The following is a 20,622-nucleotide window of genomic DNA, read 5'->3' as shown; positions in this document are numbered from 1 at the left end:
ACGTACGAAGCAATACAAGACATCATGGTAAGTTCAAAGAATCGTTTTTGATTTCAGGAACTATTACTATCTAATTTTCCATAGTATCAACGATCGTATTTACTAAATCTTCAGCCTGTTTTAAAAAACCTAGCCTGTCAAAAAAGCCATGATCAAGACCTTTGTACATAACTACATCGACATTTGCTCCTAATGCTTTTGCTTTTTCAGCAAAAAAGATGTTGCTTTGAAGAAAATAGTCAAATTCAGCTTCAATAAGTGTTATGTCAGGAAAATTTTCAAAATTATTTATATATACGGGACTAATCAGTGGATTTTCCACTTGCTCAAAGTTGGTATATAAAACATTGATTATTTTGGTTAGTAGAGCAAATTTGTTTAATCTCGTATGAATATAAATTTCATGTTTTTTGGCAATATTATATTTAGAGTAATTCCACTTATAAAGTGTCTTACTCTTTTCTGTCATATCAAGTGCTCCATAAATAGAAATAACCCTACGGATAAAATTATTTTTATTTTTCAAGCCACAAATAATTGCTAAATTACCTCCTGCACTATCACCTGCAATATATATTTGTGAATCATTAAAACCTAAAACTGCTTTATTATTACTAATCCATTCTAATGATTCTACAACATCAAGGTAGGCTCCTGGATATGGTGTCTCCGGAGCTAGCCGATATCCAATAGAAATAACAACACAATGGCCTCTTTCAGCTATTAACTTGCATTGATTATTTACTGTATCTATAGATCCTCCAATAAAGCCACCACCATGTAAATAAACGAGACATTTAGTACTATTCCCATTAATATTCGGTGTATATTTTCTAGCCGGAATATAACGACCTAAACAAGGTATCAAGAAATTATTAATCTTCACATTCTCCTCACTTAGATCCCTGTTGTAAGACCCCATATTCTCTCTTAAAATATTAAGTTGAATATCTTCAATGACTATTTTTTTATCAACAACTTTATCAAAGATAAGTGCTTTCCTCTTTGTACGCTCTAAAACCTGTGGGTCTAAGAAACCCCATTTTTCTCCATACGCTGAATTTTTAATAATCATATTCGACCCACTTTCTAACTAATAAATTGCCCTAAAATAGCTCCAGCCGAAATTTCCCCTAGTTTAGTATCAACAATATCTGTAGTCGGAGTAGAATTAACCAGTGTTACAATTACCGTACCATCGTATCCCCTAGTTGCTATACTTTCAAAATCAGCAACACAAAGCTGCTCTCCCTTTTTAATTTTCTTACCTTTTTGAATAGCTTCACTAAATAATTCTCCTTTTAAATCAACAGTATTAATTCCAATGTGAATTAAAAATTGTCGTCCATCATCTGCAGTAATCCCATATGCGTGTTTAGTAGAATAAGTTACCGTAATAATGCCATTTACTGGAGATAAAACACTTTGCCTAACTTTACTTGGCTTAACTGCAATTCCCTTACCTAAGGAACCGGAAGCAAATACATTATCAGCAACTGTGGATAAACTTACAGCCTCACCATTTACTGGAGCATAGACTATTAGTGGTTTCCAATTTTCAATCTCTCCCTCTTTGATAGATTTTATTTCTGGCTTTACTGGAATTGTGGCAGTTAAAGAAGCATTATTTATCTCAACTTTTTTATCAAAGCCAAAGAAGTAGGTTAAAACTGCTGCCACCATAAATGCTACAAAGTACCCAACAATAAATTGAATAAACCCATGTCCAAAGTAAACAGGAAAGCTTGGTACACTGGCAACTGCTACAGCAGTTGCACGAGAACCAGCTGCACCTGCTATTGCTCCTCCTATGCCTCCTCCAATCATAGCCATCAAAAAAGCACGTTTATACTTTAGAGTAACACCATAAATAGCTGCTTCTGAAATTCCGAAGAAACCCATAATTGTTGCAGAAGAAGCAACTTTTTTCATTGCAGAGCTTTTAGTACGCAATAAAATACCTAAAGCGGCTCCTGATTGTGAAATGATACTTGGACCAAAAACAGCTAAAATTGTATCATACCCATATTTTTGAATATTAGAAAAGATAATTGGGAACAATCCCCAATGAATTCCAAAGACAACCATTGCTTGTGCAAAAAAGCCTATAAATGCCCCGGCTACCATTTTATTTAAACTATATAAATTCATATATACGCTTGCAATACCATTACTTAAACCTGATCCTAGAGGTCCAAATAAGATAATCGTCAAGGGAACAAGCACAATCAAAGAAATTAATGGAGAAAAAATATTTTCAACTGCAGAAGGAATGATTTTTTTTATAATTTTTTCAAGATATTTTAATGAAAAAATTGCAAAAATTATCGGAAAAACACTGCTCTTAAATGTAGCAATTTCAATAGGAATATGCATAAAATCTATTGTCTTACCATATAAAGTAGCCATGCCTGGATAAACCAAGGAACCGCCTATCGCTAGTGAAACAAAAAGATTTGTTTTTAATTTTCGTGCACAAGTAACTGCCAAAAACATGGGTAGAAAATAATATAGACTATCCCCCGCGGCATTTAAAATCGCATATGTCCCCGATGTTGCGGTCATCCAACCAACAGATATAAAAATTGCTAATAGCCCTTTAATAATACCAGAACCAATTAATACGTAAAGTATTGGTGTAAAAACGCTAGAAACAAAATCAATTAATGCGTTAAATGGGTTTTTCTTACCTGTGTTTTCCCCATTGATGTCAACGTCTTGATCCTTAATAGTTATTAGGTCGTTCATTTCATTAAAAATATCAACTACTTTCGGACCGAAAACAACTTGATATTGTCCAGCAGCTTTAACTACAGAAATCACGCTTGGTATACGTTCAATATTATCCTTATCTGCTTTATCTTCATTTTTAAGCTGAAATCGTAACCTAGTTGCACAGTGTGTAAAAGACTTAATATTCTTTTGACCACCTAATCTTTCAATCAAATTTTGAACAATTTCTTTATCATTCATTATTTATCCCTCTCTCAGTTATTATTTAAAATAATTCTTTGAATGTGAATTGTTAAATATGCCTGTTCACTTTTTGATAATTCAACTTTACGTGTCTTTCTAATGTAATCAACTATTTTCAATGTACATTTAAAGGCTTGTGGCATTTTTTGAGATAGTTGATCATAAAAAAATAACGTATTTTCATCTTCTTTTTCCCCGTATAAAATCCGTCTAGTTAAAAAACGAAGATGAATTACAAATCTTACATAATTAAAAGAATTCACGTTATATTCAATATTAAAAAAATATTTTACTATATTTAAAATATCTGTAATTGTCTTGATTGCAGTCCCTGTATCAATCTTTTGGTAATTCTTTTTCAAGTTGTCTACTATATGGAATGTAAGCATTCTAGCTTCTTCTATTGGAAGTGTTATGTTAAAAAAGGCATTTATCTTTTTAAGTGTTTTGACTGCTTCTTTATATTCATCTGGATAGATATCTTCAACTTCCCATAGAAGTGAAGTATTAATATTATCATTGTCTTTTTTAAAACGAGATACTGCAAAATAAATATGATCCGTTAAGGCAATGTAGATGTTGTCATCTAGTTTTATTTTTAAATTACTTTTTAGTTCTCGGACTATGCTATCCGTAAATTTCAAATATTCATAAGGAACTTCAGTAGCAACTTGAATCAATTTATTTTGATTATCTTGAGTATCTAATTTGTAGGTCCTTTCAATCTTTAATTTGTTAACTTCTTGTCCCCTTTTTACATTGAATCCAATCCCATTCCCAGTCAAAATAATATCAATTCCATTTTTGTTTATTGCCAAAATTGCATTATTATTCAACTTTTTTTTGACAATCATAAATGTCCTCCTTCCATTGTATTAAACTTTTTAATATACATTTTAAGCTTTCACCTTCTTTACTTTAAAAAAACAAAAAACCTACTAAATAATGTGAAAATTCCTAAAAAAGAATTCACAAAATTTAGTAGGTTATGCCAGCACAATCTGTAACAAATCCTATTCCTGTTTACGCTTACATTATATAATTAGTACTATAGCATGTCAATCTTTAATGTTCATTAGTTACTAAAATAATTCATAGCTTTTCTATGTTTATCAACATTTAATTACAAATCGTATTAAAAAGCAGAGCACCCCTATAATATTTGGTATCAACTTTAGTCGCTAAAATAATAACTAACATGATTATGGCTGCACCTGAGGCAATCCAATAATTGTAGTCTGGATTAATAGTGAATAATTTCCCAGCAAAAAAAGTAATTGCAGCCCAACCTAGTGACCCCCACATTCTAGCCCGTCCATATTCAAATCCATACTTCAAACTAAGTTTTTGTGCATAAGATTCGAGTGCACTTGAACCTGCTTGAAATCCAATCCCTAAGTACACTCCACCAACCAAAGAACCAATTATCAGATTATTAGTCAACAAAGTGCCATAAACATAAATAAAAAATGGACCTGAAAATGCTAGTAAAACACCTAGGAAAATTAGGACATTTTTCTTCAATCCCAACTTATCAAGAATATACCCATAAAGTGGCTGAGCAACTAAGGTTACTGCCGCATTAAGACCAAACACAATCCCTGAATCCGTCCCATTTAGACCAAGGGATTTGCTTAACCAAATTGAATATAAAGAATAACATGCTGCAAAGCTAACAAAGAAAAAGAAAAAATATGCACTAATTGCCCAATAAATCCTTCTTTCAAACATTACCCTACCTGCCTTATCATCTATCTGTAAATGCTTTCTCTTAGAGATTATACAAGCCAACAGATTGAATTTTGGCAACATTTTAGCAGTGAATAGAAGCTAAATAAGGTATATTCAACGATATATAGGTTTATTTGTGCAACAAAATGGGTAATACAAAAAATGGGCTTAAATGGTAGGTCGCAAATGATCATTAATAACCGGGTTGTAATCACTCATATGGCCCATTAAAAAATTTAACAACTGGGACGGGGAATACCTAGCAATATTAACATTGATTAAAGATTATTTAATAGTTTTCTTTGATAATTGCGTTGCAAGTAATAAACCGACAAGAGCTAAAATAAACGTAAAATAGAAGCCATAATGAGTGCCGTTCACAAATGCGTTGGCAGCTTGATGGCCATCATTAGCATAGTAAGATGCCTGGCCTATGCTTAGTAGACTAGTGGCAATTGCTGTTGAAATGGCACCAACGACTTGCTGTAATGTATTCATAATAGTGCTACCATCAGCCGCAATTGGCCCCGTTAAGGCATTCAAACCATGTGTTTGGGACGGAGACATTGCCAGTGGCGCACCAATCATTAAGACGACATGGGCGAAAATGATATACCACACTGCGGTGTTAGTCGTTGTAAGAGCCAGCATCAAAGCACCAATCATTGAGATTAAAAAGCCCAACATGGCTGGTTTACGTGCCCCAATTGAATCATATAAACGACCAGAGACAGCTGAAACAATGGCATTTGTTAACCCACCAGGCAACATAATGACCCCTGTTAGCGCAACGGGAATTAGCAAGCCTTTTTGAATATACATTGGAAGTAAATACATGGCTGACAGAATAATGGCAAAGTTAATCATAACTAGACAGGCTCCAACTCGAAAATCAGAAACAGCAAATGCTTTGAGATTCAAAATTGGTGTTGTCATGGTCAATTGACGGTGTGCATACCAAGCCAAGATAATAAAACCTAAAGCTAAGATGACCAATACAACAGGTGATCCCCAACCTTGGTCACTTGCAAGACTAACTCCAACAACTAGACTACCGAAACCGACCATTGATAATAAGATTGACAAAAAATCAATTTTAGGCTGAGTGACTTTAGCAATGTTTTTAAGTGAAGTCACGGCAAAAATAAAAGCAATGATTAAAAATGGGATGAACAACCAAAAAATCCACCGCCATGAAGAAAAACCCAAGATGGCCCCAGCAATAGTAGGACCAACTGCTGGTGCAAACATGATGACTAACCCAACCATTCCCATGGCCGCACCTAATTTATAGGGTGGAAAAATTTGCATAGCGACCGTAAACATGAGGGGTAAGATTAGACCGGTTGCGATACCTTGAATCATCCGTCCGAATAGCAAAATACCAAAACTAGGAGCTGAAGCTGAAATGACAGCCCCAACAGCAAAGTCAATTAAAGCAAATAAGACCACCTGCCGGGTTGTAAACCACTTTGTTATCAGACTAGATAGCGGTAAAACAATCCCTATCATCAACATATAACCGGTTACCAACCATTGAATAGTACCAGTAGAAACATGCAGCTGTGCCATCAATTGAGGCAAGGCGATGTTCAGTGAAGTTTCACTGAACATCCCAACGAAACCACCAATTAACATTCCCATCATGGCTAACATTGGATGGGCAACAGGAACCCGTGCTTGTTGTTTGATTTGCGGGTTACTTTGTACTGAATTCATTATATTATTCACACTCACTTTCCTTAATACAGTGGGTTAGCATAACATAAAAAAAAATTCTTCGTAAGTTTTTTCTGAAAAACGTTCGTTAAAAGCTGAAATCATATAATTGGTTTGTTGACCTAAGCATATCAATCGATTGGGTGCCTCCCTCGAATTTCTTTGGATAAATTCATTACTGCTTACTGAATGATGATGAACTATGAACAATCCAAAACGTGTTTAAACATACAATTTGGACTCAAGTGCCCATATTTAGGACAAGTTATCCAAATGTGATTGTGGTGTTTTGAAATTCATATTCGTTGAGGGTACTGTGAATACTGAAAGAAAAAACTTGCGCCTCTCACCCTGTTTTTTTATGTGTCAAGTTTGCCACTATTGCACCGCTAAATATCCTAGTTATATTTAGTTATAATAATAGTTTATTTAATTATTCTTTCAATTAGTACATTGTTTTCTGCACTTTTTCGTGGTTTTACGGCACATCGACAAGCCCTGTGCCGTGTAGTCGTTGCATAGATAGAATTAGAATTATTAACTTTAGTGACTGACAAGGCGAGCATTCTCAGTCACTATATTCTTTTTTTCCAATTAATTATTATAGAAACAATGGTGTTTCATATAAATGAGGTTTTTCCCATTTACGATCACTTGCGTTAATTCGGGCTATTCCTTGACCAACGCCATAGCTACGTTTCGGTAGATCTGAAAAACCAGACATTAGATACCGACGTTCATCGCCACTATCAGCAGCACCTCCAAGCATAATTACGGCATCAGAACAATTCACACGAGCTACCTAAGGTAAGAACCCTTCTTTAGTGACAAATTGAGAGATAGCTATAATATGAATGTCTGCACTAGCACCAGTTGCGGAAAGTCGATTAATCGCAGTTTCCCAACGCTTTTTTAATGGTTTGTCTAGTTCTAATTCCGCATTTAAGTTACCAAGTTCATCAAAGAAAATAGCAATATCATTCATATTTGACATATCAAGATGCTTCTCTTTATTTGCTTCGTTGATTTCATTTAAACGTTTTTGCATAATTTCTAACCAATATTCAGCTCTTTCAATAATTTCGATTGCAGTGCTTTTACCATTTAATTTTTTGACATAGCGGTCAAATTTGGCTGAATTATACTCAACAGTCCAACCTTGCATAATCATTAGTTGAGCCATGTAACGCCCAGCTAATACTGATTTTCCAGCTCTCATTCTTGCAATGATACTTAAGTGAGGTGTTTTATCTGCCTGCCATACTAAATTATTAGCCAATTTAATAACATGTTTGTCTTCACTGACAAACGGTATCAGAGAACTTTCAGAATCGTTGACTATTAGGCTATTAGAGGTAGTTACGTCTTCAAAATGGAACAACATGGAACTATCACCTTGCACCAATACCAATTCAGAGGAAATGACAGCGAAACGTTTGTATTTCCCACCGAATAAACTACTGATATTTTGTTCAAACTTATCTTTATCCATTTTTGAGAAATTAGCTATATTCTCGATTGCAACGTAACCTTCATTTAAGTTATCGGCGACCCAAACGTATAAAATGGGGATTTCTTCATCGTATCTGTTTGAATTTGATAACTTTAAAACATCGGTAATTTGTTTGTCGCTGAATAATTTTAGTAAGCGATTAGCTAATCTATTTGCTTGTTTTGTCATTGCTTCAATTTCAAAAATTGTTAGTTGTTCACGCTTAACATAAAAAATTATGAATAACATAGTAGATAATACGTTAAAAATTGGAAGCACAATTATTATTTTTTAAAAAAAATCAGTTGTAAAATTAAGAAAAGCGACTTGTAGACTTGCTTTCCATAGAATAAAACTCAATGCCAACAATAATGTGGCAAAGCCACAAGCCATCAGAACTATCTGATAGGCTTGCAGAACACTTGTTGAATTACGGTTGATTCGCCGATATTTACGTTGCATTGCGGTTCACCACCTCTACGAAATCAGCATTATACCACCCGCCACGATTTGTTGCACCACCACGCACGTTTTTGAACAACAAAACCATACCGAATTTTACGTCAAGCATGTTTTCAACTTTGATTGCGTACTCAAGGGTTTTGGTTGTATCTACAATTGGGTAACGATACTTACCATCGTCTGTTTCTTCGATAGAACCAGTCGATACAACTTTAAGTTCAGAAATAACTTCCGCTTTGTATTCGTTACCTGTGCGGGGACTAATCATGGATACTTCCCGTGTGTCATGACCGAGCACATCTTTTAAGCGTAGATTCCAATTTGGTTGAGCCATAGTTCTTTCTCCTTTCGCAACTTTTTAAGTTGCTAAAACATTTGTGATGTTGAACCCTCCTTTTTTTGAGAGGGGGGTGGACAGTTTAGCGACATAACCACTTGGGTCACAAAAACTAATGCATTGCTTTGATGTGTGACTGTTTTCATTTAACAATCAATTGTTCAATTTTTGATTTCAGTTCGTCGTTGTTAGAATCAATTAGGTCTAAAATTTGTAGATATGCGTCTAAGTGAATAACTAGTGATGTTCGTAGTGAAGGATTATTCAGAATCTCATTCATTTTTACTTCAATTGTTTTTTCGATTTGACTTATCATTTTGTTTCTCCCTTTTATCTTATTGTGCAAGCCTGCATTACTTACTAAATTTATGGTATCATATGTAAAGAGGGAGTTAAAAGGGAGCTTAACATTTTTTATTAGTGGTTTTTATCCCTCTTTTTAAAAGGAGAAGTCGATTATATGCGTCAAGATATTAAGTTTAAGAAAACGATTGAATATTTTTATAATTCTTTGGCGGACTCGATTGGTAAACGAATCAAGCAATTAGGTGTAACCAGGGAGGATGTATTACATTCAGATCCAACACGAGTGACAGATATTGTGAAAAATCGTCGAAATAAAAACCATCCCTATTTGATAGGAGAACGTGAATACAGCAAAATTTACAACATTTTTAAATTTAACACAAAAGAAGAAGTTTCAAAACAAGGATTAAATCATAATGAATTCATTAAGGAGGTTAAAGAATTTGGACGGGATAAAAAAACTGGGAAAATGAAAACGATTAAGAAAAAGAAATTTTTCGATCCGAATAACTACGATAATATGTTGTGGGGACATATTGACTGGGAGAAACTTTTTCTTTGTATAATGGAAGATATTCAAGCATTGGATTCTGATGATGAATTGCATAAAGTATTTGAGCAATCATTGTTGGATTATGTTCCTTATTCAATTGACTATGCCGACTATGAAATTTCTGACAGTAATCCGTTTTCTAATTTTTTTCTTGCTAAACCACCTGTTTATGCTCCAATCGAAGTTGAGTCACTTCTTACTGGTAAATTAGAAATTGAAAACGATCTTGTATTTGGAGATGAAATTTTCAACCAGTTAGAAGATAATAAACGTAAGGCGATTGATTGGGTATATTTAAAAGAAAAATCAGCAATTATCAGAAAGTTAAAAAATGAATTTTTAGCAGTTTTTAGCGGGAAACGACTACAAAAATTCAACCAAAAATTTGATTTTTTTTTATTAGAGTTTATGTCCAGACTAACGGCTGATAAGCTACCAAAACATAATTCATTTGGTATTCAGGCATACAATTATATGAAGGAACTGTTAGAAGGAGAGTTAGCTAATGAACAGGCTGACTTTTCGTATATAACTATTGAATCCTATAGACCTGAAGACTGGTGCATAGATGAGGAAGGAAATTTTTATCCTGATTATAGTGATGTAGGAGAAGTAAGAGAAATTAAAATTGATGTATTAGCAAACTATATTCAGTTTGCAAAAAATCATTTACAAAGATTGCAAAAGTTTCAATTGGAGTTTGAGAGAGTAAGAAAACAAACTTAATAGTTGAGAGTTATGGATGAACAAATTGGGAAACTAGGATATTAGTATAAAGACAATCTTACGGTGCTGAGATCGTCTTTATTTTTAAGCGAATGTTAGCGACAGCTGATTTTGATTTTCGTCTTGATTTACAAACCCTTCAAACAACTGATTTGTGGAAACAATCTCTTGACAATCAAAAAAGGATTTTGATTAAAATTATTGATAAAAATCAGCTGTATTACAATTATTCAGAAATTGACGATGAAAACGTACGAGATCTTATTTCTGATACTGATTATGAATTTAATCAAAGCTTTTATGCGAATAGAGGTGAATAAGGCATGGCAAAGAAAAAAGCAGTCAAGCAATTAGATCAAATTGCATTGGATAATGATTTTACAGAATTAACCATTTTATAAATCTTCCCCAATTTTAAAACTTAAGAACAAAAAACCTGTCACACATTGTAAGCAGGTTTTTGTTGTATACATAATTATATTAGATATTTTTGGCGACACTTTGTCTCCAATTTAGCCATTTTAAGTAGTTTAAGAACAAACAAAACGCAGTAAAATCAGCATTTGTTGGTTATCCCTTTCTGATAGGATTATTCCCACTCTGGACTTTGGGTTAAGCATATAAGGTAAAATGCAGTAATATCAAGCAATATGGAAAAGTATAAAGACGTATAAAACACCAAAAATAAGAAAAAAAGTGCAATTTCAGTGCAGTATCTAACTAAATCAGACACTGTTTTTATCTTTATAAAAGATTCAATTTTTATTTCAATATTCGATTATTAAAGGCGTTCATCGAACGTCTTTTCTTACTTTCAGAATATATATATATTGAGTTTGCGAAAGCCTAAATGATTGCACAAATAAAAGGATTTCTTTTGATAATTTTGAAAAATATCATTATAATACAGTAGAGTTAACTAAATTTTAGGGGGTGTTTTTTATGGCAACAGCGGATCAAATAAAAAGTTTAGTTAAGTCATATGCAGAAGGCAATGATGAAAGATTTAAAACTACAGTTCTACAAATAGCTGCATATGAAGCAAAAAAGAATCATGTTAATTTTGCTCGAGAATTGAAAACTTTGATTGAAACCAAAAGGCCTGCTAAACCAAATGTCATCTCTCTAAATAAAACTAATCCCACACTACAAATGATTTTTCCTGATTTCCAATTGGAAGACTTGATAGTCTCTGATGAAATAAAGGATCGTATTTTTCGCATTTTAAATGAATATAAAAACAAACACAAGTTACAACAATTTGGGTTACAAAACAGAAGAAAAATATTGATTGAAGGACCTCCAGGAACAGGAAAAACATTTACTGCTTCGGTGATTGCTTCTGAGCTCTCTCTTCCTTTGTATACTGTACAAGTTGATAAGTTAATAACGAAGTTTATGGGTGAAACAAGTATAAAATTACGTCAGATTTTTGAATCTATTGAAAACAACGTTGGAGTGTATTTTTTTGATGAATTTGATGCAATTGGTACAGATAGAAGTATGGATAATGAAGTAGGAGAAATGAGAAGAATTTTAAATTCTTTTTTGCAGTTTTTTGAACAGGATACTTCAGAAAGTCTAATTATTGCGGCTACTAACAATCAAAAATTACTCGATCAAGCACTGTTTAGACGATTTGATGATATATTACATTACACTTTACCCACTACAAAAGAAGTTAGTACAATATTTACTAACAGATTATCAGTCTTTCAAAAAGGATTTAACCCGACTGATAAATTAATTACTATGGCGAAAGTACTAAGTCAGGCAGAACTTGTTAAAATTTGTGACGATGCAATAAAAGAGTCTATTTTAAGCGGTAACGAAATCACCGAAAAACAGCTTCTGACCTTAGTGGATGAAAGAGTAAATATCTACTCTGATAGGGAGGCATAAACAGGTGGTAGAAAAAAGAAATATTTTTTTGCAAGGAACTGAAGCATCAATAGAGTATGGTGGTAAACCAGGTATGAACGGAGACAAATTTCCACATAGAGCCAATGCATATGGTCATGGAGCGTTCATCCAAAGAAAATTAAAAGAAAGTTATGAACGGTCTTCGAAACAAAAACAAGCTGCAGCTATAAGATACAAGGAAGGAACTTATTTAGAATTTACCAGTGCTCCTGATTATGACTTATCTTTAAATAGTTTAGAGGATCTTAGACAAGGTATCAAACTTCTTAATGTTAGAGAAGAATCTAATAAAGTTGAAAATTCTGACATTGATAATGACAGTCCAAAGACGATTAAAGCAACAGTTTACGTACCTGAGGGCAAAGAAAGTTTCTTTTTGAATAAAATAGACAATTTTTTGAATACCGATAAAAAAACTAAAACTGGGAAACCAAAAAACAATGATTTGATTAACAGTATAGAGGACATTCACTTAGCAATGCTAGATTCTTTTTGGGTGGGCTCAGAATCAAATATGCCATTAGAGAAACCAGAATGGTGTGAGGTTTGGTTAAGATATTTAGCAGTAGAAGATGAAACAAAAAGTAAAACTAATCTTGAAGAAGCTACTAATAATTTTATACAAAGCTGTCAAGATTTAGGAATAGTTTTTGATAGTAAGAAAATTATTTTCCCAGAACGTATAGTTAGATTAATATTTGCAAATAAAAAGCAATTAAGAGAACTGATAGAAATGTGCGATTATATCGCAGAGTTTCGTAGAGCTCCTGAAAGCACTAATTTTTTTGATGAATTGTCTGGACAAGATCAACAGGAATGGGTCGATGAGTTGTTAAACCGTACCGAATTTGGTCAAGGTAATGCATCAATTTGTCTTTTAGATACAGGACTAGCTTCAAGACACCCGCTTATTTCACCTGCTATTAAAAACGAAAGAACAATTCAAGCGGTTAAAAAAGATTGGGGTACTAGTGATCACTTAGGTCATGGGACCCAAATGGCTGGTATTTCTATTTATAACGATTTAAAGAAGAAATTTTTAGAGAAAGATGATATTAAAATTAACCATAAAATTGAATCAGTAAAAATCTTACCCCCTAACAGTGAAAATAATGTTGAATTATATGGAGCGGTAACAGAAGATGCAGTTTATCTTTCTGAAATTGAAAATCCAACTGCTGATAGAACTATTTGTATGGCAGTTACTTCGTCCGATTTCAATACAGATGATGGTAGTCCAACTTCATGGTCTGCTGCTATTGACAATATAACTTCTGGGTCAAGTGATTCAAATGGGAAAAGACTCTTTTTAATCAGTGCTGGTAATGTATATGGAGAGGAAATAAAGGATCTTAATTATCCAGATTCTAATATTTTACATGGAGTTGAGAATCCTGGACAATCATGGAATGCCATTACTGTTGGTGCATACGCTAATGATATTGAAATTGAATCTTCAGTTTATAACAACTGTAAACCCCTTGCTGATGTGGATGAACTATCACCGTATAGTTCTACATCAAGGAGTTGGGATTCCAAATGGCCTATTAAACCAGAAATACTTTTAGATGGTGGAAACATGGTTACTAATGGTGACGACATTTCTGAATGTGAAGATTTGGAATTACTAACTACTAATAGAAACTTTTTTAATAGACCTTTTTCTACTTTAGGAGGTACAAGTTCAGCAACAGCACAAGCTTCTTGGATGGCTGCACAAATTTATGATGAATATCCAGGAATATGGCCAGAAACGGTTAGAGCGTTAATGATTCATTCGGCAAATTGGAGTAATCGAATGATTCAACAGTTCTGTAGTGATGATAAAAAAACAACTGGGAGAAGGGATTTGCTAAGAACTTGTGGCTACGGTATTCCTAATTTAAATAAAGCGCTAGAATGTAAAAGTAACTCAGTTAATTTAGTTGTAGAATCTGAATTGCAACCTTTTTCAAAAGGGAAAAAAATGAATGAAATGAATATTCACCAAATTCCATGGCCAAAAGAAATTTTAAAATCTCTGGGAGAAACTGAAGTAAAATTAAAAGTAACACTTTCATATTTTATTGAGCCAAGCCCTGGAGAGAGAGGCTGGAAAAATAAATATCGGTATTCATCAGCTGGATTAAGATTTGACGTTATTAATAGCGATGAAACTCTCGCAGAATTTAAGAAACGCATTAATTACAAAATGCGTGATGAAACGACTATAACAGGTTCTAGCAGAAAATGGTATCTCGGAACTACAAATAGAGACGTTGGTTCGATCCATTCAGATTTTTGTAAAGCACCTGCTGTTGATTTATGTGATGTTAATTACGTTGCTGTGTATCCTGTTATCGGATGGTGGAGAGAACGTCCAAATCTAGGAAGGTTTAATAATCGTTTAAGATATTCTTTAATAGTTTCAATTGAGACACCTGAAACTAAATACGATTTATATACTGCGATTACCAACCAAATTACCAATAAACAAGAGATTGAGATTGACACTAATATTTAATTTTCTTTTAACAAAAAACAAACGGATACTTGACTATCTATTGGCTGTAATGTAAAAGAAAAATAATAACCTACACAATTAAATTTGATTAGAAAACACCCTACGACTTAAGGGTGTTTTTTGTTTTTAAAGGATTTGATTAAAATAAGAAAATTAACCTTAGGAAGTCTATTCGATGGAATTGGTGTGTTCCCCCTTGCCGCTCAAAAGCACGGCATTCAGCCCATCTGGGCGAGTGAAATTGAAAAAGCACCCGTGAGTATTACGAAGCGTCATTTTCCGTCCATGAAACATTTAGGCGACATCACTAAAATCAAAGGCGTGGATTTACCGCCTACAGACATTATTACCTTCGGTTCGCCTTGCCAGAACTTATCCGATATTGGCAACCAGACAGGCTTACAGGGAGAAAAGTCAAGTTTATTTTTTGAAACAATTCGAATCATCAGAGAAATGAGGAATCAGACTCATGGAACCTATCCAACTCTCGCTATTTGGGAAAACGTCTTGGGAGCTTTTTCGTCAAATGACCGGCTGGATTTTAAGGCCGTGCTGGAAGCTTTCACAGAAACCACGCTTCCAATGCCTGCTTCTGGATTCTGGGCCAATGCGGGAATGGTGCGAGGGAGAAAAGTTGATTTGTGCTGGCGACTCCTCGACGGTCAATATTGGGGAGTCCCCTAACGAAGAAAACGTATCTTTCTCGTGGCAGATTTTAGATACTTCCGTGCCCGTGAAATACTTTTTGACACCCAACGAGTGCAATTGGATCCTGAAACTAGCCCACAAAGCAGGCGGCTCTCCGCCCAAGAATGTTTATCAACTTCTGCTAAAACAAGGCGGTCACTTTGTCTCTTTCCCTTTCAAGAAAGACGCATGCGCAGTTATGCTAAAATCGGCAATCTCCAAGGCTTCCGCTCCAGTTTTGGCAAAGCAAGGGACCCTTTTCCCACCTTATTAGCGGGAACCGTGAATGTCTTTGCCAACTGGCCCAAAGGTGAAGTAGAGAAAGGAAACATTCGTAAGTTGACCCCACTAGAATGTGAACGGCTGATGGGACTCCCAGAAGACTGGACGAAGTACGGTTTTCAGAATAAAGAAATCAGCCCTTCTGCTCGTTACAAGGCATTAGGTAATGCGATTGTTCTGCCCTGTGCGGAATTTATCTTGGGAAATGTGGCGAAAGTCTATGGAAAGGAGGATCCCGTTTGATGCAGGAAACCGAAAGTTTAAAAGCTGCGCAACAAATGCTGTGTAACAATGCCATTCACCAGTTAACAAATGCGATTTATACTTTTCGTTCTGTCCAGCATATGGATGGTCGTTCAGAAAAAGGTCGTCAAATTTTGGCAGAAGATTTGATGACGGTCGAGGATGCTTTATACAGTGTGCAAAGTCAAATCGAAACAATCCGCAACCTTTATCTGGAGGTGTAGTGATGGATAACAGTCTTGCGATTTATGTGACGAATCTCAGTCAATTTGAAGCAATCGGTGAAATTATTAGTCGCTGGTTCACCTTACCCGTTTCGATGGAAGAAACCTTTGGTAATCTGGAATTTGCCGGAGAAGGAAAAATCGAACAGCGTCGTGTCAATGGTCGTTATAGTATTGTATCACGTAGTTATAACCTTTATTCAGATGTACAGCGGGCCGATGATATTGTGGTGGTCTTGCCCCAAGCTGCGGGAGAAAAATCTTTCGAGTCTGAAGACCGTGTGCAGTTAGTTCATCCTCAAATTGTGGCTGAGGATTATAAGATCGGCGAACGTGGGTTTACGAATTATCAGTTACATGTCAGATGAACTTCAAACTATGGATCGTTATCCGTCTGATTTCCTGCATCTTTCACTGTTAGGTTTTTCTATTGATATTGAAAATGAAGCGTTAGGAACTGCCATTGAAGAAAGTTTGTCCGATAAAAAGCGCACCATTCTGCTACTTTATTATTTTTTAGACATGAATGAAAATGAAATTGCCGACTTATTTCACGTTTCTGCCTCCACGGTCAACCGTCAGCGTCATCAAGCATTAAAGGCTATCAGAAATTATATGGAGGAACACGAAAATGAATACTAAATGTCCCCTCATTTCCTACGAAATGATCGAAAGAGCGATAAATGGTGATTTGGACACTCTTAATGACATTCGTGCCCACTATCATTCCTATAGTCCCAAGCTCTCTCTACGTGTGATGAAAGATGAATCTGGAAATTCTCATACTGTTGTCGACGAATTCTTACGTAGTCGTTTGGAAGACCGTTTGTTGCGTATGATTTTATCTTTTGAAATCCGGTAACTTTTTAGGTGTGGGAAGTGCCTTTCCACTCTGCGCTTCCCTCTGTGTTTATTATTCCAGCAAAGTTTATCAGCCATTGGTAAATTTTGCCGGGCTAATCAGCCTTCAGTTCTTTGAAAACTGAATATCTGCAATCGAATCCTTTGCAATAAGAAAATAGCCTTTAGATAAACACGCGATAACCTTTTAAAAAAGCGAGCGAATCTTGTTTATGACTAAAAACAATTTTTAGCCGAATTGCAGCCAAGACTTTCTTATTGTGACAATGATACTCCCGTGTCGTCATGATCCGAGCGTTAAAAGCGTCGCAGGTTATGAGTGCAGCTACATGCGATCCATGCAGGGGTGAAATTTCCGTGAGCTTTGCTAGAGCTGTTCGATTGCTATGAGCATCTAAATTTTGGCATCTTTGATATAATTGTAGGTGAATATTGGAGAAATCTTAGTCTGCAATGGAAAGGAGCACAAATGATCACAGTCACTAAAAAAGACTTAGTTGCGCTAGGATACGGAAATTCTTTTGCTGCCGACATTATCAGAAAAGCGAAAGATCTGATGATCGAAAAAGGACATACTTATTATCAGTCACGAAAATTAGATCGTGTTCCTTGCGAAGCAGTTGAAGAACTTCTTGGAATCAAGTTTTCAGATGAAAACAGGTCTGATTAGTTTTTGTACGTAAGGAGCGTAAAAACTATGACGAAAGATCCCATTAAACGTGCCAAAAATGGCACCTACTATTTTCGGGCGAATTTAGGCTATGATGCTAACGATAAAAAGATTCAGAAGTATCGTAGCGGTTTTCGCACGAAAAAGGAAGCTAAAGAAGAATATTATAAGATGTTACTGATGAAACCAGACGAATTCGTGGAAACTGAAAATAAGATGAGTTTTAAACAGTTTGTGGAAGAACTGTTTCTTCCCTGGTATCGGACCAAAGTAAAAATAAGAACCTACGAAAATCGTTTAAAAACCATTCTCAAACATTTCCCTTACTTTAATAAGTTGGCGGTTAGTGATATTGAACCCATTCATGTACAAAAAGGGCAGTTAAAGCTTTCAAAAAAGCTAAAACCGTCTTATGTTCGTTCGATTCAAGGTTTGTTTTCTGTTGCCATGGATCGGGCTGTAGTTTTAGAGCTTGCGACTACCAATCCTTCTAAAATTGTGGGAAATGTGAAAAAACAAAAACAAGTGGTCGATTTTTGGACGAAAGAAGAATTTGAAAAAGTGATTGCTTTATTTTACAAAGGAGACTTTTATCAACACTTTCTTTTCATGTCTTTATGGTTGTTATTTATGACTGGTATGCGTATCGGTGAAGCCACTGCGATTCAGTGGGACGATATCGACTTTGAAACTGGGATGTTATCTATTGACAAAACTCTGTATTATAAGAACCAAAAAGAATATTACTTTACATCCCCCAAAACAAGAGCCAGTGTACGTCATATTGTGCTGGATAAAACCACTCTACAGTTCTTAAAAGAATGGCGAAATGTTCAACAAAAAGTGGTAAAAACCTCTTTTGTGATGAGCTATAATGTGATTCCACCACAGAAATATACCATTGCTCACGCCATTGATCGTTATTCCAAAAAAGCAGGAGTGCATCGTATCCGTATCCATGGTTTGCGTCATTCTCATGCTTCTCTGTTGATCAGTATGGGGGAAAATCCGCTAATCATTAAAGATCGGTTAGGTCATGAAGATGTACAAACTGCCTTGGGAACTTACGGACACCTTTATCCCAACAGTAATTTTCAAGTGGCGGATAAATTAAATGGCGTGATTGACTTTGAACCGACCGAAGAAAACTTGGATCATTCCCCACGGAATCAGTTTACAGTCAATTATTTAAGACGTCCAACAGAAAAAAGTGCAATGAAAGTGCAATCCAAAACTAAAAAAAGCTAGAAGCCCTTGTTACACAAAAGTTTCTAGCTCACCTGTTACTATTCCCACTCTATCGTTGCCGGTGGCTTCGACGTAATATCGTACACTATGCGGTTAACGTGGTCGACTTCGTTAACAATTCGAACTGAGATTGCTTGCAAGACATCCCATGGAATCTTAGCAAAATCAGCAGTCATCCCATCAATCGAAGTAACTGCACGGATTCCAACCGTATAATCATAAGTCCGACCGTCACCCATGACACCGACACTGCGGATACCAGGAAGTACCGTGAAGTACTGCCAGATTTCCCTTTCAAGACCATGATTAGCGATTTCTTCACGTAGAATCAAGTCACTATCACGAACAATTTTAAGTTTTTCTTCTGTAATTTCACCAATCACGCGAATTCCAAGACCAGGTCCTGGGAATGGTTGACGCCAGACAAGGTCAGATGACATTCCAAGTCTTTCACCTAATTCACGAACTTCATCTTTGAATAATGTCCTTAAGGGTTCAATTAACTGGAATTGAACATCTTCTGGCAGACCACCAACATTGTGATGCGACTTGATTGTTTGTGCTGTATCTGTTCCCGATTCAATTACATCGGTATAAAGTGTTCCTTGTGCTAAATAATCAATTCCATCTAACTTAGCAGCTTCATCATCAAAGACACGAATAAATTCGTTACCAATGATCTTACGTTTCTTTTCAGGATCAGAAACACCAGCTAACTTATCCATGAAGCGCTTTTTAGCATCTACTTGAATAATGTTCAGCCCAAATTTTCCTTCAAGACTTGCCATAACCTGTTCAACTTCACCCTTGCGCAACAGGCCGTGATCTACGAAGATACTTGTCAACTGCGTTCCAATTGCTTTATGCAATAAGACACCTACAACTGACGAATCAACCCCACCTGATAAGCCAAGCAGAACCTTCTTATCACCAACAGTTTCACGAATTTTGTCAATCTGCATATCAATGAAATCATCCATTGACCAGTTGTCACGTGCCTTACAGATATCAAAGGCAAAATGACGCAAAATATCATTACCATGTTCTGTGTTACGTACTTCTGGGTGGAACTGTAAACCATAGAACTTCTTGTCATCATTTGACATTGCAGAGATTGGACAATTAGCACTTGTCGCAGCAATTCTGAATCCTTCAGGGACACTTGTCACTAAGTCACCATGACTCATCCATACCGTCTGCGTAGCTGGTAATCCCTTGAACATTGGTTCATCAGCGGATGCCACATGAATATCAGCCTTGCCATATTCCTTGTTATTAGCACTCTCCACCTTACCATTAAGCTCATTTGCCATTAACTGCATCCCATAACAAATTCCTAAAACAGGGATTCCGAGTTCAAAAATCTCAGGATCCACATGGAAAGCATTCTCATCATAAACACTATTAGGACCACCAGAGAAAATAATTCCCTTGGGTGCCATTTTCTTAATCTCAGCAGCTGTCAGGTTATGTGATAGCAATTCTGAATAGATACCGAACTCACGAATTCGGCGGGTAATCAATTGATTATACTGGCTTCCAAAGTCAAGCACAATAATCTTGTCAAAAGCCTGCATGTCAACATTAGTCAAGAAGGTTCACCTCGTCTTCAAATTTTGGAGCATTTACTACTTTTATTCTACCGATTAGAGCTTTAAGGGTCAAATCAATTTCACGCA

General features: G+C 35.4%; 21 protein-coding genes and 1 pseudogene. 11 read left to right on the top strand and 11 right to left on the bottom strand.

From position 1 onward, the window contains the following. Positions 1 to 70: 70 nt before the first annotated feature. The 10 genes from FFX44_RS10660 to FFX44_RS10615 all read right to left on the bottom strand — a co-directional run bounded on the left by FFX44_RS10660 (position 71) and on the right by FFX44_RS10615 (position 9,033). Positions 71 to 1,075 (bottom strand): alpha/beta hydrolase, encoded by a 1,005-nt coding sequence (locus FFX44_RS10660; protein WP_289980806.1) that lies wholly within the window; start codon positions 1,073 to 1,075, stop codon positions 71 to 73. A 14-nt stretch (positions 1,076 to 1,089) separates the two neighbouring features. After that, the gene (locus FFX44_RS10655; protein WP_289980804.1) at positions 1,090 to 2,973 is read right to left on the bottom strand and encodes a beta-glucoside-specific PTS transporter subunit IIABC; all 1,884 of its coding nucleotides are present in this window, start codon (positions 2,971 to 2,973) and stop codon (positions 1,090 to 1,092) included. 14 nt (positions 2,974 to 2,987) lie between these two features. Continuing rightward, positions 2,988 to 3,830, bottom strand: coding sequence for a PRD domain-containing protein (locus FFX44_RS10650; RefSeq protein WP_289980803.1), 843 nt, complete (start codon positions 3,828 to 3,830; stop codon positions 2,988 to 2,990). A 265-nt stretch (positions 3,831 to 4,095) separates the two neighbouring features. Beyond that, positions 4,096 to 4,707 carry an MFS transporter gene (locus FFX44_RS10645; protein ID WP_289980801.1) on the bottom strand — a complete coding sequence of 204 codons (612 nt, stop codon included), beginning with the start codon at positions 4,705 to 4,707 and terminating at the stop codon, positions 4,096 to 4,098. 285 nt (positions 4,708 to 4,992) lie between these two features. After that, positions 4,993 to 6,426 carry a DHA2 family efflux MFS transporter permease subunit gene (locus FFX44_RS10640; protein WP_289980799.1) on the bottom strand — a complete coding sequence of 478 codons (1,434 nt, stop codon included), beginning with the start codon at positions 6,424 to 6,426 and terminating at the stop codon, positions 4,993 to 4,995. Between the two features lie 601 nt (positions 6,427 to 7,027). Next, entirely contained in the window at positions 7,028 to 7,219 is a 192-nt protein-coding gene (locus FFX44_RS10635; protein ID WP_289980798.1) for a hypothetical protein, read from the bottom strand. Between the two features lie 9 nt (positions 7,220 to 7,228). Next, positions 7,229 to 8,167, bottom strand: a complete 939-nt coding sequence (locus tag FFX44_RS10630; RefSeq protein ID WP_289980797.1) for a cell division protein FtsK — start codon at positions 8,165 to 8,167, stop codon at positions 7,229 to 7,231. 42 nt (positions 8,168 to 8,209) lie between these two features. Further along, positions 8,210 to 8,380 (bottom strand): hypothetical protein, encoded by a 171-nt coding sequence (locus FFX44_RS10625; RefSeq protein ID WP_289980795.1) that lies wholly within the window; start codon positions 8,378 to 8,380, stop codon positions 8,210 to 8,212. Next, positions 8,370 to 8,648: a hypothetical protein gene (locus FFX44_RS10620; protein WP_354669257.1), complete on the bottom strand. Its 279-nt coding sequence runs from the start codon at positions 8,646 to 8,648 to the stop codon at positions 8,370 to 8,372. Before FFX44_RS10620 ends, FFX44_RS10625 begins: the two co-directional genes overlap by 11 nt. Positions 8,649 to 8,859: 211 nt before the next feature. Further along, on the bottom strand, positions 8,860 to 9,033 hold the full coding sequence (locus FFX44_RS10615) for a hypothetical protein (RefSeq protein ID WP_289980792.1): 174 nt from the start codon (positions 9,031 to 9,033) through the stop codon (positions 8,860 to 8,862). Between the two features lie 144 nt (positions 9,034 to 9,177). Between FFX44_RS10615 and FFX44_RS10610 the strand changes: the two genes are divergently transcribed. From FFX44_RS10610 to FFX44_RS10555, 11 genes and pseudogenes are all read left to right on the top strand, one after another. Further along, the gene (locus tag FFX44_RS10610) at positions 9,178 to 10,302 is read left to right on the top strand and encodes a hypothetical protein (protein WP_289980791.1); all 1,125 of its coding nucleotides are present in this window, start codon (positions 9,178 to 9,180) and stop codon (positions 10,300 to 10,302) included. Positions 10,303 to 10,394: 92 nt separating this feature from the next. Next, a complete protein-coding gene (locus tag FFX44_RS10605; protein ID WP_289980789.1) occupies positions 10,395 to 10,622 on the top strand; it encodes a hypothetical protein in 228 nt (75 codons plus the stop codon). A 622-nt stretch (positions 10,623 to 11,244) separates the two neighbouring features. After that, on the top strand, positions 11,245 to 12,204 hold the full coding sequence (locus tag FFX44_RS10600; RefSeq protein WP_289980788.1) for an ATP-binding protein: 960 nt from the start codon (positions 11,245 to 11,247) through the stop codon (positions 12,202 to 12,204). A 4-nt stretch (positions 12,205 to 12,208) separates the two neighbouring features. Then, complete coding sequence (locus FFX44_RS10595) at positions 12,209 to 14,728, top strand: S8 family peptidase (RefSeq protein WP_289980786.1); 2,520 nt, start codon at positions 12,209 to 12,211, stop codon at positions 14,726 to 14,728. A gap of 144 nt (positions 14,729 to 14,872) precedes the next feature. Then, positions 14,873 to 15,940: pseudogene (dcm, locus tag FFX44_RS12665) on the top strand (DNA (cytosine-5-)-methyltransferase). Then, entirely contained in the window at positions 15,940 to 16,164 is a 225-nt protein-coding gene (locus tag FFX44_RS10580) for a hypothetical protein (protein ID WP_289980780.1), read from the top strand. The pseudogene dcm and the gene FFX44_RS10580 overlap by 1 nt, the downstream one beginning before the upstream one ends. Before the next feature lie 95 nt (positions 16,165 to 16,259). After that, a complete protein-coding gene (locus FFX44_RS10575; RefSeq protein WP_289980825.1) occupies positions 16,260 to 16,532 on the top strand; it encodes a YdcP family protein in 273 nt (90 codons plus the stop codon). Continuing rightward, positions 16,522 to 16,806 (top strand): sigma-70 family RNA polymerase sigma factor, encoded by a 285-nt coding sequence (locus FFX44_RS10570; RefSeq protein WP_289980779.1) that lies wholly within the window; start codon positions 16,522 to 16,524, stop codon positions 16,804 to 16,806. The genes FFX44_RS10575 and FFX44_RS10570 overlap by 11 nt, the downstream gene beginning before the upstream one ends. Continuing rightward, the gene (locus FFX44_RS10565) at positions 16,796 to 17,026 is read left to right on the top strand and encodes a helix-turn-helix domain-containing protein (RefSeq protein WP_289980778.1); all 231 of its coding nucleotides are present in this window, start codon (positions 16,796 to 16,798) and stop codon (positions 17,024 to 17,026) included. The genes FFX44_RS10570 and FFX44_RS10565 overlap by 11 nt, the downstream gene beginning before the upstream one ends. 468 nt (positions 17,027 to 17,494) lie before the next feature. After that, complete coding sequence (locus tag FFX44_RS10560) at positions 17,495 to 17,695, top strand: DUF3173 domain-containing protein (RefSeq protein WP_142971118.1); 201 nt, start codon at positions 17,495 to 17,497, stop codon at positions 17,693 to 17,695. A 27-nt stretch (positions 17,696 to 17,722) separates the two neighbouring features. Beyond that, a complete protein-coding gene (locus tag FFX44_RS10555) occupies positions 17,723 to 18,943 on the top strand; it encodes a tyrosine-type recombinase/integrase (RefSeq protein WP_289980771.1) in 1,221 nt (406 codons plus the stop codon). Positions 18,944 to 18,981: 38 nt separating this feature from the next. Here FFX44_RS10555 and guaA read toward each other — a convergent pair whose 3' ends face one another. After that, positions 18,982 to 20,520, bottom strand: a complete 1,539-nt coding sequence (gene guaA, locus FFX44_RS10550; protein ID WP_289980823.1) for a glutamine-hydrolyzing GMP synthase — start codon at positions 20,518 to 20,520, stop codon at positions 18,982 to 18,984. Positions 20,521 to 20,622 lie beyond the last annotated feature (102 nt).

The sequence above is a fragment of the Lactobacillus sp. UCMA15818 genome (assembly GCF_030400225.1).
GTDB lineage: Bacteria > Bacillota > Bacilli > Lactobacillales > Lactobacillaceae > Liquorilactobacillus.
The sequence above is the reverse complement of the archived record's forward strand: the minus strand, read 5'-3'. Positions and strand labels throughout refer to the sequence as shown.